Source organism: Pseudomonas sp. TE24901, from assembly GCF_054058375.1.
This window is the reverse complement of the sequence record NZ_JBSSAF010000012.1, coordinates 24,868-40,759: the sequence shown is the minus strand read 5'-3', so window position 1 is coordinate 40,759 and position 15,892 is coordinate 24,868. Positions and strand designations below refer to the sequence as shown.

General features: G+C 58.4%; 14 protein-coding genes. 9 read left to right on the top strand and 5 right to left on the bottom strand.

What is annotated here, in order from left to right:
- Nucleotides 1-7: 7 nt before the first annotated feature.
- Together idi and ACVWVP_RS22905 are read left to right on the top strand one after the other, a co-directional pair.
- Nucleotides 8-550, top strand: coding sequence for an isopentenyl-diphosphate Delta-isomerase (idi, locus tag ACVWVP_RS22910; RefSeq protein ID WP_457408183.1), 543 nt, complete (start codon nucleotides 8-10; stop codon nucleotides 548-550).
- A 478-nt stretch (nucleotides 551-1,028) separates the two neighbouring features.
- Entirely contained in the window at nucleotides 1,029-1,358 is a 330-nt protein-coding gene (locus tag ACVWVP_RS22905) for a hypothetical protein (protein ID WP_176997554.1), read from the top strand.
- Between the two features lie 177 nt (nucleotides 1,359-1,535).
- Here ACVWVP_RS22905 and ACVWVP_RS22900 read toward each other — a convergent pair whose 3' ends face one another.
- Entirely contained in the window at nucleotides 1,536-2,444 is a 909-nt protein-coding gene (locus tag ACVWVP_RS22900) for a LysR family transcriptional regulator (protein ID WP_178923443.1), read from the bottom strand.
- 133 nt (nucleotides 2,445-2,577) lie between these two features.
- Between ACVWVP_RS22900 and ACVWVP_RS22895 the strand changes: the two genes are divergently transcribed.
- From ACVWVP_RS22895 to ACVWVP_RS22885, 3 genes are read left to right on the top strand one after another with little or no spacing between them, the layout of a single operon-like run.
- On the top strand, nucleotides 2,578-3,276 hold the full coding sequence (locus tag ACVWVP_RS22895) for a CoA transferase subunit A (protein WP_010211319.1): 699 nt from the start codon (nucleotides 2,578-2,580) through the stop codon (nucleotides 3,274-3,276).
- 35 nt (nucleotides 3,277-3,311) lie between these two features.
- Nucleotides 3,312-3,971 carry a CoA transferase subunit B gene (locus tag ACVWVP_RS22890; protein WP_003211625.1) on the top strand — a complete coding sequence of 220 codons (660 nt, stop codon included), beginning with the start codon at nucleotides 3,312-3,314 and terminating at the stop codon, nucleotides 3,969-3,971.
- An 11-nt stretch (nucleotides 3,972-3,982) separates the two neighbouring features.
- Nucleotides 3,983-5,164 (top strand): acetyl-CoA C-acetyltransferase, encoded by a 1,182-nt coding sequence (locus ACVWVP_RS22885; protein WP_178923441.1) that lies wholly within the window; start codon nucleotides 3,983-3,985, stop codon nucleotides 5,162-5,164.
- A 181-nt stretch (nucleotides 5,165-5,345) separates the two neighbouring features.
- Here the strand turns inward: ACVWVP_RS22885 and ACVWVP_RS22880 are convergent, their stop codons facing one another.
- Nucleotides 5,346-5,768 carry a PaaI family thioesterase gene (locus ACVWVP_RS22880; protein WP_178923439.1) on the bottom strand — a complete coding sequence of 141 codons (423 nt, stop codon included), beginning with the start codon at nucleotides 5,766-5,768 and terminating at the stop codon, nucleotides 5,346-5,348.
- A 157-nt stretch (nucleotides 5,769-5,925) separates the two neighbouring features.
- Between ACVWVP_RS22880 and ACVWVP_RS22875 the strand changes: the two genes are divergently transcribed.
- Complete coding sequence (locus ACVWVP_RS22875) at nucleotides 5,926-6,711, top strand: DUF4349 domain-containing protein (protein ID WP_457408181.1); 786 nt, start codon at nucleotides 5,926-5,928, stop codon at nucleotides 6,709-6,711.
- On the opposite strand, the gene ACVWVP_RS22870 is transcribed toward ACVWVP_RS22875, so the two are convergent.
- Nucleotides 6,712-7,797, bottom strand: coding sequence for a DUF1615 domain-containing protein (locus tag ACVWVP_RS22870; protein ID WP_457408179.1), 1,086 nt, complete (start codon nucleotides 7,795-7,797; stop codon nucleotides 6,712-6,714).
- Nucleotides 7,798-8,123: 326 nt separating this feature from the next.
- On the opposite strand from ACVWVP_RS22870, the gene ACVWVP_RS22865 reads away from it, so the two are divergent.
- The 3 genes from ACVWVP_RS22865 to ACVWVP_RS22855 all read left to right on the top strand — a co-directional run bounded on the left by ACVWVP_RS22865 (nucleotide 8,124) and on the right by ACVWVP_RS22855 (nucleotide 13,834).
- Nucleotides 8,124-12,764, top strand: a complete 4,641-nt coding sequence (locus tag ACVWVP_RS22865; protein ID WP_457408346.1) for an RHS repeat-associated core domain-containing protein — start codon at nucleotides 8,124-8,126, stop codon at nucleotides 12,762-12,764.
- Nucleotides 12,761-13,078 carry a contact-dependent growth inhibition system immunity protein gene (locus tag ACVWVP_RS22860; RefSeq protein ID WP_457408176.1) on the top strand — a complete coding sequence of 106 codons (318 nt, stop codon included), beginning with the start codon at nucleotides 12,761-12,763 and terminating at the stop codon, nucleotides 13,076-13,078. The genes ACVWVP_RS22865 and ACVWVP_RS22860 overlap by 4 nt, the downstream gene beginning before the upstream one ends.
- A 399-nt stretch (nucleotides 13,079-13,477) precedes the next feature.
- Complete coding sequence (locus tag ACVWVP_RS22855) at nucleotides 13,478-13,834, top strand: hypothetical protein (RefSeq protein ID WP_457408174.1); 357 nt, start codon at nucleotides 13,478-13,480, stop codon at nucleotides 13,832-13,834.
- Between the two features lie 111 nt (nucleotides 13,835-13,945).
- Here the strand turns inward: ACVWVP_RS22855 and hemB are convergent, their stop codons facing one another.
- Together hemB and ACVWVP_RS22845 are read right to left on the bottom strand one after the other, a co-directional pair.
- A complete protein-coding gene (gene hemB / locus ACVWVP_RS22850) occupies nucleotides 13,946-14,920 on the bottom strand; it encodes a porphobilinogen synthase (protein WP_178925609.1) in 975 nt (324 codons plus the stop codon).
- A gap of 127 nt (nucleotides 14,921-15,047) precedes the next feature.
- On the bottom strand, nucleotides 15,048-15,890 hold the full coding sequence (locus tag ACVWVP_RS22845; protein ID WP_457408172.1) for a PhzF family phenazine biosynthesis protein: 843 nt from the start codon (nucleotides 15,888-15,890) through the stop codon (nucleotides 15,048-15,050).
- Nucleotides 15,891-15,892: the final 2 nt, after the last annotated feature.

The following is a 15,892-nucleotide window of genomic DNA, read 5'->3' as shown; positions in this document are numbered from 1 at the left end:
ACTCAGAATGATCGATCATGTAGTGTTAGTTGACGCACAAGACGTGCAAGTCGGCGTGTGTGACAAACGTGCCGCACACCTGGGGGAGGGTCAGCTTCATCGCGCCTTTTCGGTCCATCTGATCGACAGCGCCGGACGTCATCTACTTCAACGTCGTGCTGCCGGTAAAATGCTTTGGCCAGGTTTCTGGTCGAATGCCTGCTGCAGCCATCCGGCACCCGGCGAGACGATTACGGATGCCGCCTCTCGTCGTCTGCGCGAAGAACTGGGCATTTCTGCCTCGTGCCGGTTTCTGTACAGTTTTGAATATCATGCTCGCTTTGGCTCGATCGGTGCGGAGCACGAGTTTTGTCATGTATTGGTTGCTCAGTCTGACGCGGCGGCCAACCCGGCGGCAGAGGAAATCAGTGAGATCAAATGGTGGACTCGCGCCGAAATCTCGGCCCGGCTTTCAGAATCCCCAGCGCAATTCACACCCTGGTTCCACATGGAGTGGCTTCACCTGCTGTCAGATTACCCTTCATTCGATACACCCACCGTCCAGGAATGATTGGGGCCAGCTCAACGACCCAGCACGCCAGAAAATGACGCCCAAGTCACGTTTTCACGCATTCTCCCGTCCCTACAGCCATTTATGTAGTGATCAAAAATAATCACTACATAACCGTTGACGTAACCCTTTTGTCCTTGCATTATCGAGACGTCTCCCGGATCGGGAGCGTTGGCAACAAGCGTTTTGAAAGAGCTCGTCTGACCGCCGAGCTGTTTTTTCCGGATGTGCACTGCCCACAAGGCAGATTGATGAAGCTGACCGGCCCGGAGGGCTCGGTACAAGGCGCTCAAATGCGGCTTGTCTTCGTTATGAAAGCATTGCGTAGCAGTTCATCAGCAAGACTACATGCATCAGGTTCAAGACCCTGCCCGTATTCGGCAGACCGTCGCTGACGCCCGGTTTTCGCAACCGAAGACAACTTACGAAGTTTTAACGAACCAACTGATAGATCGCCAACTGGTCAAGGGGCTTACACATGAATCTGAACAACCAACCAACTATCGATGAATTGGCTGAGATGTTCGCAGCGCAGAAAGACACACTCGACGACCATATCCTTTGGGTGGGTAAATCGGGCGAAGTCCAAATTGACTGCCTGGCGCCCCACACCGAAGAAGCCGAGTTTGACCGCAATAACCGTGAACTGGCGGCGCGCCTGAAGATGTACCGCCGTGGCCAGGGTTATGTCGGCAAGAAGGCCGCGGCCGATCGCAACTTTATCGAACATGTATTCGAGACACTTAACAACGCCTGGGCGTCTTTCAAGGACAGCTCGCAAGTTAAAGTGATCGACCGCTACTACTAACTATTAGTTAGCACACTAAGTCCGCCCGGTTAACCGAGCGGACTTTTTTATTACCCTAATTTTTTAATATCTCCACAAACCCTGTAGGAGCCGGCTTGTCGAATCGTCGCACCGCGGCGATTGCGGCCTTGGAAAGTGGCGATCTGTTCAAGAATGCCATCGCTGGCAAGCCGACTCCTACACAGGCCAGAGTGGGAATCGGCCTTTCGCAGCTTCATCACGGAAAATGTCGAACAACACCTGCGCCGCAGCCGACAGTTCATGCCCTGGCTTGGTCAACACACCAATCGGCCGTTCGATCACGGGGTCACTCAGGGTGATGCAATGAGCACCCGCCTCTTCCATCTGTTGCGCGCACAACGCCGGGACCGCGCTGACGCCCAGGCCACTGGCAACCATCTTGCCCACGGTCGCCAGTTGATGGCTTTCCAGCGCAACCGGCAGCTTCATTTGCAGGGCACCCAGGTGCTCCTCCAGCATCACCCGCACCGTGGAAGGCCGTTGCAGGGTGATGAATGGTTGCTCCAACAGGGTCTTCCAGTCGATGTCATCGCGCTGCGCAAGCGGTGAGTCGCCGGGTACAACCGCAATGAAGCGGTCCAGGTACAAGGGCGTGAACGCCAGCGATGAACCCTCCGAGGGCTCGAACGCCACACCCAGTTCGACCTGACGGTCGCGGACCATCTCCATGACCTGCTCGTTGATCAGGTCATGCACCGTCACGTTCACCTGCGGGTAACGTGCGCGGAATATCTTCAGGATCGGCGGCAGCAGGTTGCCCGCAAATGAGGGCATCGCTGCCACGGTCACCCGCCCGCGTTGCAAGGTGAAGCGCTGGCGCAGTTCGTCCTCGGCGTTGTCCCAATCGGCGATCAGCCGGCGTGCCAGGGGCAGCAGCGATTCGCCCTCAGGCGTGAGGGCCACATTACGCGTGTTGCGGCTGAACAGGCGCCCGCCCAAGCCTTCTTCCAGGCCCTTGATGGTCAGGCTCAACGCCGATTGGGAAAGGTGCAGGCGCTCGCAGGCGGCGGCGAAACTCAGGGATTGGGCCACAGCGAGAAAGGCCCGCATCTGTTTAACGGTCATGAGGCTGCTCCGGGCGGTTGGACGACTATGCTGTTTTTTAAATCAATCATCCCTAAAAAACAACTTAACAAATCAATCCGTCGGCGCAACACTCGGATCACTGGCTGGACCACAAACAATAAAAGAGGTGCATATGGCAGGTTTCGATAAACGCGTAGCGTCCTATGAAGAAGCGCTGGCAGGCCTGGAAGACGGCATGACCGTCCTCTCCGGTGGTTTTGGCCTGTGCGGCATTCCAGAAAACCTCATCGCCGAGATCAAGCGCAAAGGCACCCGCGACCTGACTGTGGTTTCCAACAATTGCGGCGTCGACGGTTTTGGCCTGGGCGTGCTGCTCGAAGAAAAACAGATCAGTAAGGTGATCGCCTCCTACGTGGGTGAAAACGCCCTGTTCGAGAAGCAATTGCTCAGCGGCGAAATCGAAGTGGTGCTGACCCCACAGGGCACCCTGGCCGAAAAAATGCGTGCAGGCGGCGCCGGTATCCCGGCCTTCTTCACCGCTACCGGTGTCGGCACCCCTGTGGCCGAAGGCAAGGAAACCCGCGAGTTCAACGGCCGCCCGTACCTGATGGAGGAGTCCATCACCGGCGACTTCGCCATCGTCAAAGGCTGGAAAGCCGACCACTTCGGTAACGTGATCTACCGCCATACAGCCCAGAACTTCAACCCGCTGGCCGCCACCGCCGGCAAGATTACCGTGGTCGAAGTCGAGGAAATCGTCGAACCGGGCGAGCTGGACCCGGCGCAGATCCACACCCCTGGCATCTACGTCGACCGGATCATCTGCGGCACGTTCGAGAAGCGCATCGAACAGCGCACCGTGCGCAAATAATCCGCCCCCAGCCCGAATAATAAGAGGAAACACACATGGCGCTTACCCGCGAACAAATGGCTCAACGCGTCGCCCGCGAAATGCAGGACGGTTTCTACGTCAACCTGGGCATCGGCATTCCGACACTGGTGGCCAACTACATTCCCGAAGGCATGGAAGTGATGCTGCAATCGGAAAACGGCCTGCTGGGCATGGGACCGTTTCCTACCGAAGAAACCATCGATGCCGACATGATCAACGCCGGTAAACAGACGGTGACCGCACGCATCGGCGCGTCGATCTTCTCCTCCGCCGAATCCTTCGCAATGATCCGTGGCGGCCACGTCGACCTTACCGTGCTGGGCGCCTTCGAAGTGGACGTACAAGGCAACATCGCCTCGTGGATGATCCCTGGCAAGCTGGTCAAGGGCATGGGCGGCGCCATGGACCTGGTGGCCGGCGCAGAAAACATCATCGTGATCATGACCCACGCGTCCAAGGACGGTGAGTCCAAGCTGCTCAGCCAATGCAGCCTGCCGCTGACCGGTGCCAACTGCATCAAGCGCGTACTGACGGACCTGGCGTACCTGGAAATCGAAAATGGCGCTTTTGTCCTCAAGGAACGCGCACCTGGCGTCAGCGTTGAAGAGATTGTGAGCAAGACGGCCGGTAAACTGATCGTCCCGGACCACGTTCCAGAAATGCACTTCCAGTGAGGACAGATTCCATGCAAGACGTCGTGATTGTTGCTGCCACCCGCACCGCCGTGGGCAGCTTCCAGGGTTCGCTGGCAAATATCCCGGCACCGGAACTGGGCGCCGCCGTGATCCGTCGCCTGTTGGAACAGACCGGACTGGACCCGGCTCAGGTCGACGAAGTAATCCTCGGCCAGGTGCTTACCGCAGGCAGCGGCCAGAACCCGGCGCGCCAGGCCTCGATCCTCGCCGGCCTGCCCCACGCGGTGCCGAGCCTGACCTTGAACAAGGTCTGCGGTTCGGGCCTCAAGGCCTTGCACCTGGGCGCCCAGGCCATTCGCTGTGGCGATGCCGAGGTCATTATCGCAGGCGGCATGGAGAACATGAGCCTCGCCCCTTACGTACTGCCCGCCGCGCGCACCGGCTTGCGCATGGGCCACGCCAAGATGATCGACAGCATGATCACCGACGGCCTGTGGGATGCGTTCAACGACTACCACATGGGCATCACCGCCGAGAACCTGGTGGACAAGTACGGCATCAGCCGTGAAGCCCAGGATGCGTTCGCCGCAGCCTCCCAGCAAAAAGCCGCTGCCGCCATCGAAGCCGGGCGTTTTGTGGATGAAATCACACCCATCCTGATCCCGCAGCGCAAAGGCGATCCGGTGGCGTTTGCGGTGGATGAACAACCCCGCGCCGGCACCACCGCCGAATCCCTGGCCAAGCTGAAACCGGCGTTCAAGAAAGACGGCAGCGTCACCGCCGGCAACGCTTCCAGCCTCAACGACGGCGCCGCTGCGGTGCTGCTGATGAGCGCCGACAAGGCCAAGGCCCTCGGCCTGCCCGTGCTGGCGCGCATCGCCAGCTACGCCAACGCAGGCGTCGACCCGGCGATCATGGGCATCGGCCCGGTGTCGGCCACCCGCCGCTGCCTGGACAAGGCCGGTTGGAGCCTGGGCGACCTGGACCTGATCGAAGCCAACGAAGCCTTCGCCGCGCAATCCTTGGCGGTGGGCAAAGAGCTGGAATGGGACGCGAGCAAGGTCAACGTCAACGGCGGCGCCATTGCCATCGGCCACCCCATCGGCGCCTCAGGCTGCCGCGTGCTGGTGACCCTGCTGCATGAAATGATCAAGCGCGACGCCAAGAAAGGCCTGGCAACGCTGTGCATCGGTGGTGGCCAAGGCGTAGCCCTCGCCCTCGAACGCAGCTGATCCAAAGAGCAACACGGAAAAGGCCCGGTTCCACGAAAACCGGGCCCTTTCTTAATGCGCTCTATCTGAAAAACGCTGTTCAAATGTGGGAGCGGGCTTGCTCGCGAAAGCGGTGAGTCAGCCATGAATAGGGTGACTGACACACTGCATTCGCGAGCAAGCCCGCTCCCACATTTGATCTTTATTGCCTGTCGGATTGGGGCACGGCAAACACCGCATTCGCCCGCGCTACCACCTTTTCCCCCACCTGCAGGCTCACGGTGGCAAACGCCATCTGCCGCCCTCGTTTGTGATGCTCCAACCGCACCACAATCCACTCCCCCACTTGCACGGCCCCAAGGTAGTCCAGGGTCATGCTCGCCGTGATCAACGGCAGCGGCGGCTCACTGGAAAACGCCATCGCATAGCCCATGCCGACGTCCGCCAGGGTCGCCAGCACCCCGCCATGCACCGTACCGCGTCCATTGGCATGGCGGTTGTCCGCACGCAAGCCAATCTCCAGATGTAAACCTTCACCCCGGCAGTAAGCCGGGCCCAATAAATCGAGCAGTGGACTGCTGCGTGGCAACGAGACAAAACCTTCAGGCACGGTGTGAGCGATCATGGCAAGTTCTTCCTTGGAGTCAGGCTTGAGGTGTACGCCTGGCACCCTCCGTCGGCCATCACCATCAGCCGCGCAAATCCCCTCTGATGCTTTGCGTTAATCGGCCAGACCCGGTTTAATCGCCGTCAAATTTCCCCGCACCTCCCAAGGAGCCGCAATGCGCCATCTGGACGGCAAACCAACCTCTTACTTCTTGTGCTTGCTAGTGGCACTGGCCATTGCAGGCTGCTCACCCAAGGACCCTTCCCGCGCCCGGGTAATCAACGGCGAACAAAGCCGGGCCGGTGCGCAATTGGCTTATGAACATGAACTGACCCTCGCCCTGCCTGGCGCCCTGCTCGCCCCGCGCATGCAGGAAACTCGCGAGGCCTGTGAGACTGCGCGCTTCGGTGCCTGCAACATCCTGGGTATCACCGAAGACGGCAACGGAGGCGAGATCATCCTGCGCATCGCCCCCACCGGTGTGGAGCCTATGGTTACCCTGGCCGCCGAGGGCGGAAAACTCGGGCAGCGCATCACCACTGCCGAGGACCTGGCCGATGCCGTCGCTGATGTGCGTCGCCGCCAGGACCGCCTACTGGCCCAACAGCAACGCCTGGATGAGCTGGCCAAGCGCAAGGACATCACCGTCAGCGACCTGATTGCCCTGAGCAAAGAACAAGCGGCCATCGAAAACGAACTGCAGGAACTGGCCCAGGTCGCCGCCGGCCAGCAACGCCGCCTCGACACCAACCGCGTGACCTTGAACTTCCGCTCCTCCGACGGTGCGAACCAGCCGTCGCGGTTCAGCCGCATGTTCAGCAACCTCGGCGACAACCTGGTCAATGGTACGGCAGACGCTCTGGAGCGCTCCAGTTATGTGCTGCCGTTTGTGATCCTGGCGTTCCCGGTGGTGTGGCTTTGGGTGTGGTTGTGGCGCCGGTTTGTCAAACGCCGCACGTGATCAACGCTTCATGCAACGCTGATACCGTTCATCCACCCGCTTGGCAAACCACGCCGTGGTCAGGTTGCGGGTGATCTTGGGGCTCTTGAGCACGATGCCCGGCAGGATCGCCCGTGGCATCGGCTTGCCGGCAGCCTTGTCAGCCAGTGCAAACACACGCTTGTAGAGGGTGGTGTCTTCAAAATCCAGGCTCTCACCCTCCTCCAGCTGGCTGCGGATGCTGGGGTTGCGCATGTCCAGCTTCGCTCCCAGGGAACGCACTGCCAGCTCGGTGGTGCCGGGCAGCAATGAACCGTAGCGAATCAGATCACCATCCAACGCCAACTCGGTGCCCGTCACTCGGCTGACCGCAGCCTGGAACGCGGCATTACGGCTGGCGTACCAGCCGGCATTGAAATCGGCAAAACGGTACAGCGGCTGGTCGTAGTTGACCGGGTAACCCAGCAAGTGCGCGATACCGAAATACATGCCGCCACGGCGGGTGAAGACTTCGCGTCGGATAGTGCCATCCACCGTGTAGGGATAACCCCGGGCCTGCTTCTGCGCAAAGTCGATGCTGACCTGCATGGGGCCTGCGGTGTGCACCGGGTTGAAGCCGCCAAACAGGGTGTTGCCCAACGGCACCATGCTGATGAAGTCATCGAAGATGCCGCTCAGGTCCTTCTCGGTGCGCGCGGCGCTCAGGCGGTCGGTGTAGGTTTTCCCGGTGGGCGAGCGCAGTTGCAGCGCGCTGCGGACGACAAACGCCGGTACGTGGACTTTCCCCGCACGCCGCAGGATTTCATCCTGGGCGATCTTGCCCATGTTCGGCACGGGCGGGTCGACCTGATAAGTGGACTCCTGCTCGGTCACCGCCAGCACGGCACAGATATTCTCGGTGCTGGGGTAGATCTTCTGGGCATCGAAGGCGGTGTAGATGTCCTGGGCCCAGCCGTTGCGGTCGGCCACCGTCGCCGGCAGCAGGCGCACGATTTGCGCCTTCACCTCGGTTTCGCTGCGCTCCGGCTGCTGCGGGTTGCGTGTTGTGGAGCAACCGGCCAGCACCAGCAAAGCGGCAAGGCACAGGATCACGCGGCTTGAGAACATAAGGCTTCCTTGAAAGGCGACAGGCCGGGTATTGCAGATATCGACCGGTAAGTCTAACCGGCGTTCGCTGAACAGCTGGGCTTTCGAGTCTTTTCCAAAAATGACAGGTCCATCCCCCGCTCACGTAGCACGCAAACGGCTGAAGCGTCCCACGTGATGACGGGACAAGCTCTACAGATATCGCCCGAAAACCACTGCAAAGTCCTTCGCCTGAATACACAGTGCGAGGGATTGCAGATGGCGTTATTTATTCAGCCCCCATTTCATGGGGCATGCTCTTGATCGCCCTTACCAGCCAAACCATTGGCTTTCTGGTACTGGCGGCCATGGATTCGAAGACACGCGACGTCGAATCCGTTATCAGCGACTTCAAGCGCTGCCTGAACTCCTACGACGCCTGGGCCGAAAATTTTTTCAGTTTTTCCGCCCTGGATATCGAACAGGTCTTCAAAGTCGGCGATGAAGTGGCGCTCGTTGCGCCGATCAATCGCTCCATCCTGCCCAACAGCACCACTGCAACGTGCCAGGCGAACGGTACGCTGACCCTGGTGCATATGTTCCAAAGCTCACGGTTCGTGCCCATTGGCAATACGCCGGTGGTGTTGCAGCGCATCGACCCGAACGGTGGCCCGCTGGGCGAACCGATCCATAAAACCATCGGGCCCAGCGGCATACTTGAAGTCATGGAGTGCGACCGTAACCAGCAATACCGGGTCAACTTCTACCCTAATGTTTCCGCCACACATTTCAAGGCGTTGTATGCCTCTTACCAGACGGTCATCGCCCCCCTGGAAGGCTGGCTGCGCAAGGAATGGCGCGACACCTTCGAACCGCTTTGGAAGGACTACTCCGAAGCCAACTTTCTCAACCGCTACCTGTCGCTTTATCAAGCCTACACGCGCGGATTCAACGAGGCGCTGTACGCGCTCTGGGACAACCTGGAACAACTGCTCCAATGGCTGTCGGCTCCGCTGGCCCATGCCGAACAACTGCTGCATTACCTGTCCCAGGTTGAGTTTGAAAACCTGTTAAAGCTCGACACCGACGCCATCGCAAAGGGTTTGCTGGTGCTCAGCGATGAGCCGCTGCTGTTTATCTACCTGGCCGCAATGGTCAGTTGGATGCGGATGTTGCCACCTCCGTACATGAACGAACTGCTGGGTGAAATCAGCTTTGAAGTGCTGATCAACCTGTTGCTGGTGCTCGCGACGGCCGGAATGGGCATGGCAATTCGCTTGAGCTCGAAGGTGCTGGCGGGCGTCAAGTCGCAAGCTGCCCGCACTTGGCTGAACCACATGGCCAAGCAATTCGGCAAAGCCCGGGTGGATGACCATGTCGAGATGGGTAAGCCGATTTGGCTGGGTGGGCCTGCAACGCCGATCAAGACGATCCCCGATGTGCCATTGAAGGCCGGGGACAATCTGGTTCCAAACCCCGTCCCGGTGGTGCGCGAAAAGACACAGCGCACGGTGCTGGTCAGGCAGGAACAGGTCGATGACGTGCCGGTGTCCGGGAAAAACCAGAACGGCGATGCGGCGACCTGCTCGGCGACTACGTGCAAGAACGGCTGCCCGGTGTCGATGGTCACCGGCGAGGAATTGCTCACCCTCACCGATGGCACGCTCGATGGGATATTGCCGTTCGAGTGGACGCGGCTGTATCGCACCAGCGCCGTGGAAGTGGATCGCGGGTTGGGGTTTGGCTGGAGCCATGCGCTGGCCCATCGGCTGGAGATTTCCGGTGATTCGGTGGTGTGGACCGATCATGAAAACCGCTCGACTGAGTTTCCACTGCCCTCCTCCGCCCGCCCTGCGATCACCAACAGCTTGGCCGAAGCAGCGATTTATCTGGGGGTGTTGCCGGATGAATTAGTGCTGGCGCAAGGCTCGCGCTTCTACCATTTCGTTAATGGTTTTCTGACAGCGATCAGCGATGCGTATGACAACCGGCTGCGTATCTCCCGGGATTTCAGGGGGCGCATTGAGCGTTTGGATAATGGCGTCGGGCGGTCGTTGTTCTTGCGCTATTCGTCGGGCCGCATTGTTGGTGTGGACTATCAGATTCATCGGGCCGAAGGGCCGGGTGAGTTTGTCTGGGTTACCGAGTACACCGTTGTTTCCTACGCCTATGACGACCTTGGCCGGCTTATCAGTGCGACCAACGCTGTCGGTGAAAGCGAGGTTTATCGCTACGACGATCAGCACGTCATTCTTGAGCGTCAGTTAGCCGGTGGGGCGTGTTTCTTCTGGGAGTGGGAAAGGTCTGGCAAGGCGGCGCGCTGCGTCCGGCACTGGGCCAGCTTTTCGCAGATGGACACCCGCTATGCCTGGGATGACAACGGCCAGGTCACGGTGTTTAACGCCGATGGTAGCCAGGAAGTCTATGTGCATGACGGGCGTGCGCGGCTGATGCAGCGTGTTGATCCGGACGGCGCTGAACACTTCAAATCCTACGACGAAAAAGGCCGGCTGACGGTTGAACAGGATCCGCTGGGCGCGATCACGGCCTATCAGTACGACGACGCTGGGCGTTTGGTGGCGTTGTTTCCGGGGGACGATGAGCCGACGTCCTACGAGCATGACAATGGGTTCGTACGGGTTGTAAGGCGCGGTCAGGCGGTCTGGAAATATGAGCGAAATGACAGGGGCGATATCACCCGCAGGATTGATCCTGAAGGCCACAGCACCGACTACAGCTACAACAAATATGGGCAACTGACGGGGGTTTGGTTTCCGGATAACAGTTGTCAGCGGCTGGTGTGGAATGAGCGTGGGCAGTTGCTTGAGGAGCATCTGCCGAATGGTGGGATCAAGCGGTATCGCTATGACGACCTTGGCCGTCAGGTGGCGCGGGAGGACGAACATGGCGCGCTGACCCAGTATCAGTGGGACAGCGTGGGGCGCTTGATTCGGGTGGTGTTGCCGGGGGGCGCTTTTAGGGAATACAGCTACAACCCTTATGGAAAAATCACCTCTGAGCGGGATGAGTTAGGCCGCGTTACACGTTACGAGTATGCCGATGGGCTGCATCTGATCAGCCGTCGTATCAATTCCGACGGCACCCAGGTCAAGTATCGCTACGACAATGCGCGGTTATTGCTGACTGAAATCGAAAACGAAGTTGGCGAGACCTACAAACTCGATTACCACCTAAACGGCTTGATCCAGCAGGAGATAGGGTTCGATGGCCAACGCACGGCCTACGTCTACGACCTCAACGGCAATCTGCAGGAAAAGACCGAACACGGCGACAACGGCAGTCAGCTGGTTACTAAATACCAGCGCGATCATGCCGGCCGCCTTGTACGAAAAACCCTCCCCGACGGTAAAACCGTCGACTACACCTACGACCGCCAAGGCAACCTCCTCGGTGTCGAGGACGGTCACTGGGCGCTGGCCTACGAGTACGACAGCCAAAACCGCCTCACCGCCGAACACCAAGGCTGGGGCACTTTGCGCTACGGCTACAACGCCTGTGGCCAGTTGCAAAACCTGCGCCTGCCCGACAACAACCGCGTTGTTTTTAATCACGCCAAAGGCGGCCACCTCGCCACCGTCGAACTCAATGGAGAAATCCTCACCTCCCACCTGTTCAAAGCCGGCCAGGAACACCAACGCCAACAAGGCCAGCTCCTTAGCCACTACCACTACGACGACCAACAACGCCTGCACGCCCACACCGTCACCCAGCAGGAACACCACCTCTACGCACGCCACTACACCTACGACAAATCCGGCAACCTCACCCGCCTGCTCGACACCCGCAAGGGTCAGCACGACTACACCCACGACCCACTGAACCGCCTCACCCGCGCCGACCACTCCCAGGACCTGCAAGAACGCTTCGCCCATGACCCGGCCGGCAACCTGCTCATGCAAAACCGCCCCGGCCCGGACATCGTGGCGGGTAATCGGCTGATGATTCAGGGGGATCGGCATTATGACTATGACGCGTTCGGCAACCTGATCCGTGAGCGGCGTGGGCGTGGGCACGCACTGGTCACCGAGTACCGTTATGACTGTCAGCATCGGCTGATCGGTATCACGCAACCCAACGGACAAACTGCCAGCTACCGATACGATCCTTTTGGACGGCGTATCAGTAAAACCGTTGATGACATAACCACGGAGCTTTTCTGGCAAGGCGACAAGCTGATTGCCGAGCATCACAAGAACCGGCATCGCAGCTACCTCTACGAACCCGGTAGCTTCAGGCCCTTGGCTTTACTGGAAGGCTTCGGCCCCAAACAAACCAAGCCCTTCCACTACCAACTCGACCACTTAGGCACCCCACAAGAACTCACCGCCCCCAACGGCGAAATCGTCTGGTCCGCCCACTACCGCGCCTATGGCGAAATCAGCCGCCTGGACGTCGGAAAAATCGACAACCCGCTGCGTTTTCAGGGCCAATACTTCGATCAGGAAAGCGGGCTGCACTACAACCGGCATCGCTACTACAATCCGGATATTGGTCGCTACCTGACGCCGGACCCGGTGAAGCTGGCGGGTGGAATCAACGCGTACCAGTATGTGCCCAACCCCACGGGGTGGGTGGATCCGCTAGGACTAGCTTGCGTCCTTGGAAAATGCCCCGACGATATACTAGAGATTCATGAGAACGCTGGCGGTCACTTAATTGAAAAGCACGTCGGGCAGACGGACGCACAACTAATTGAGAGGCTGACCTTGGAACCAAACATCGATGCGGCGTCTACCTTCAGAAATATTGAGGAGGCAGGAACTCTCATTTCTAACACTTTAACTACGCGCCGCCAAGAAGTCGTGGAATTCCTGGCAGGAACGAAAGCAAAACATATAATTAGAGAAAGCTCAGTTCATCCCGTAGGCGTAAGCGTTATTAGAGGTACCGACGCTTCTATTCCTGCGTATAAGTTTCTTTTAGTTCTAAAGAGAAAATCTGATATGCCAGAAGGTTACCTATTACTGACAGGATACCCAATATTATGAACTCACATCTAACAGAGCTACAACAATTTCTCGGTGCGTACTTCAATCAAGACTGGACTGAGGAATACTCCACCGCTGACGAAGCAATTGATTCATTTTTGCGAGAGTCCCCCATAGACATAATCACCACCGTAAAAGAGGAGATTATAAAATTAAAAAACTCCCACACAAACGAGAAAGAGCTTAAAAACAATCTACTGCACGAGCAATATTGCCACTACCGATATTTACACGAGTGGGCATCTGGGAAATTATGGCTCGATCACGTGATAAAAAAACTAGATAAACATCTATTTCAGGCGAAAAATCAGTAAGCCATAAAGCCTATTCACTCAGAACAATCGAATGAAAGAGCTATCACACCTTCATTCGACGACCGAACGACGCTTCAACTTAGGCCCACTGTTTATTTAGTTCTTCACCAGCGTAAGGCTCACCGCAAAAATACATAAAAACAAAAATCGCCCCGAACATTGTTAAAACTGCCAGCGCTAGCTGATCGGCGTTATTCAGCCCGATGGGCAAACCGGAGAATAACACCAAGACCCTTTTAGGTCGTGGCATAGCAAAACTGCTGATAGGACAAATACCGAATTTTACTCGGCAAGGCAATATACCAACAGCCGAGAGTTACAAGAGAGAAAATACTAATACGGAGAACCGAAAAGTCTAGAGCTTTCCAAACGAAGATAGGCCGACCAAAGAGATCTTTAATGAAATTTAAACCAAGTTTATCCATCATCCAAGGCCTCCTATTTACTTACTGCACAGAAAATTTTCACGATCCGGTAAAAGAAGCGCTCATCACTTCAATAAACGTTAACGACGAACAAGAACTTACTGAGCTTTTCGATGAGCTGACGAAGCCGGAATTTCTGTTATACACAGAGCCAGATCAAGAATGGTTCATCAGCTCAATCGAGCACTTCCTGTCAGCTGACAATACCTTCGATGCAGTTTTCAAAACGATGGCGACGTATTTCAGCGAGCCTGTAATTGACCAGAAAAAGTTCATGCAAACTCTTCTGAGTCGACTGAGAATTTACAAGTGTTTATCAGCAAAAAACTGACCGTAGCGAGCGAGTTTGCTCCCGACGGCGATGCATCAGCCAACATCCCCAGTGACTGATATACCACTATCGGGGGCAAGCCCCCTCCCACATCTGGTATTGCCGTGAGTGTTAGATCCCCGCCAACGCCAAATCCATCGCAAAATACGTAAAAATCAAATCCGCCCCCGCGCGCTTGATCGACCCCAACGTCTCGCGCACCACCCGCGCCTCGTCAATCGCGCCCGCCTGGGCGCCGAACTTGATCATCGCGTACTCGCCGCTCACCTGATAGGCCGCCACCGGCAGGTGTGAGGCTTCGCGGATATCGCGGATGATGTCGAGGTAGGCGCCGGCCGGCTTGACCATCAGCGCGTCCGCGCCTTCCTGTTCGTCCAGCAGCGATTCGCGCACGGCTTCGCGGCGGTTCATCGGGTTCATCTGGTAGCTTTTACGATCGCCCTTGAGCGCACTGCCGCCGGCTTCGCGGAACGGGCCGTAGAGGGCCGAGGCGAATTTGGTGGAGTAGGCCATGATCGGGATGTGGGTAAAGCCGGCGTCATCCAGTGCGCGACGGATTGCCTGGACCTGGCCGTCCATGGCGGCGGACGGTGCGATGACATCGGCGCCGGCGCGAGCGGCCGCCACGGCTTGTTTGCCGAGGTTGACCAGGGTTGCATCGTTGTCGACGTGGGCGCCGTGCATCACGCCGCAGTGGCCATGGTCGGTGTATTCGCAGAAGCAGGTGTCGGACATCACGACCATTTCCGGCACGGCGTCCTTGATGATCGAGGACATGCGCGAGACCAGACCGCGCTCTTTCCAGGTGTCGCTGCCGCTGGCGTCCAGGTGGTGGGACACGCCGAAGGTCATGACCGACTTGATGCCGGCACGGGCATAACGCTCGATCTCGGCGGCGAGTTTTTTCTCAGGGATGCGCTGCACGCCCGGCATGCTGGTGATCGGCACGAAATCATCGATTTCTTCCTCGACGAAGATCGGCAGCACCAGGTCGTTCAGGGTGAACTCGGTTTCCTGGAACAAGCCACGCAGCTCCGGGGAGCGGCGCAGGCGGCGTGGGCGGGCTTGGGGGAACTGGCTGGTCATGGCTTTCCTGGCTTCCAAAACGGTAGAGGCATACATATTGGGGGCGAAAGCTTATGCCCCCTGGCCCCCATGGCACAAACGCGCGGGGGCCAATAGTGTATTGCGAGGCCTGTAACAATGTATTGATCTAGAGCTGTAGGCGCCCGTCGATGCAGACCGCAACCGCACCGCCCACCCATATTTCAGGGCCGTGGCGCTCGATGCGAATGCGCCCCGCCCGCCCCATCGCCGTGCCCTGGCTGACGACATAGCGCTCCGGCGCCAGACCCTCCCCCAGCAGCCACTGGGCAACACCCGCGTTCAGGCTGCCGGTGGCCGGATCTTCCTGGGCGCCGTCACCGGCAATAAAGGCGCGCACTTCGAATTGCGCATCCACCGCATCGTGCTCAGGGTCGCAGGCAGCGATCACACCCACTGCCAGGCCCAACAGTTGCGAATAGTCAGGTCGCAAACCCAGCACCTGCTCGCGGTCAGCCAGCATTAGCGCCAGCCAGCCTGCGCCATTGTCAACCCACTGGCTGCGCAGGATGGCCTCGGGCGCCAAACCCAACCCCAAGCGCACGCGCTCCAGCAACGGTGCCTCCACCGCGTCGGAACGTATCAGCGGCGGTGCGATAAAGGCCAGCTCATCCCCTTGGCGGCGGATACGCACCAGGCCGATTTCACACTCCTGGATGATCTCTTCACCTTTGGGGATGCCCCCCGCCTGCAGCCACGCATGGCAACTTCCCAACGTGGGGTGGCCGGCGAACGGCAGCTCCTTGAGGGTGGTGAATATTCGCACCCGGTAGTCGGCCCTCGGGTCACGCGGGGTCAGCAAAAACGTGGTTTCACTGAGGTTGGTCCACTTGGCGAAATCGGCCATTTGTTGATCGGTGAGGCTGTCGGCCCCCAATACCACCGCCAGCGGGTTGCCTTTGAGCGCGACGCGGCTGAACACGTCCAGTTGTTTGAAATCGAAAGTCGGCATGC

What these genes read in the sequence shown, in the direction of transcription:
- ACVWVP_RS22880 (WP_178923439.1), bottom strand. Translation starts at nt 5,768, where the DNA reads ATGATCGCTCACACCGTGCCTGAAGGTTTTGTCTCGTTGCCACGCAGC.
- ACVWVP_RS22890 (WP_003211625.1), top strand. Translation starts at nt 3,312, where the DNA reads ATGGCGCTTACCCGCGAACAAATGGCTCAACGCGTCGCCCGCGAAATG.
- ACVWVP_RS22865 (WP_457408346.1), top strand. Translation starts at nt 8,124, where the DNA reads ATGGATTCGAAGACACGCGACGTCGAATCCGTTATCAGCGACTTCAAG.
- ACVWVP_RS22845 (WP_457408172.1), bottom strand. Translation starts at nt 15,890, where the DNA reads ATGCCGACTTTCGATTTCAAACAACTGGACGTGTTCAGCCGCGTCGCG.
- ACVWVP_RS22860 (WP_457408176.1), top strand. Translation starts at nt 12,761, where the DNA reads ATGAACTCACATCTAACAGAGCTACAACAATTTCTCGGTGCGTACTTC.
- ACVWVP_RS22895 (WP_010211319.1), top strand. Translation starts at nt 2,578, where the DNA reads ATGGCAGGTTTCGATAAACGCGTAGCGTCCTATGAAGAAGCGCTGGCA.
- ACVWVP_RS22900 (WP_178923443.1), bottom strand. Translation starts at nt 2,444, where the DNA reads ATGACCGTTAAACAGATGCGGGCCTTTCTCGCTGTGGCCCAATCCCTG.
- ACVWVP_RS22855 (WP_457408174.1), top strand. Translation starts at nt 13,478, where the DNA reads ATGAAATTTAAACCAAGTTTATCCATCATCCAAGGCCTCCTATTTACT.
- ACVWVP_RS22875 (WP_457408181.1), top strand. Translation starts at nt 5,926, where the DNA reads ATGCGCCATCTGGACGGCAAACCAACCTCTTACTTCTTGTGCTTGCTA.
- ACVWVP_RS22885 (WP_178923441.1), top strand. Translation starts at nt 3,983, where the DNA reads ATGCAAGACGTCGTGATTGTTGCTGCCACCCGCACCGCCGTGGGCAGC.
- ACVWVP_RS22905 (WP_176997554.1), top strand. Translation starts at nt 1,029, where the DNA reads ATGAATCTGAACAACCAACCAACTATCGATGAATTGGCTGAGATGTTC.
- idi (WP_457408183.1), top strand. Translation starts at nt 8, where the DNA reads ATGATCGATCATGTAGTGTTAGTTGACGCACAAGACGTGCAAGTCGGC.
- hemB (WP_178925609.1), bottom strand. Translation starts at nt 14,920, where the DNA reads ATGACCAGCCAGTTCCCCCAAGCCCGCCCACGCCGCCTGCGCCGCTCC.
- ACVWVP_RS22870 (WP_457408179.1), bottom strand. Translation starts at nt 7,797, where the DNA reads ATGTTCTCAAGCCGCGTGATCCTGTGCCTTGCCGCTTTGCTGGTGCTG.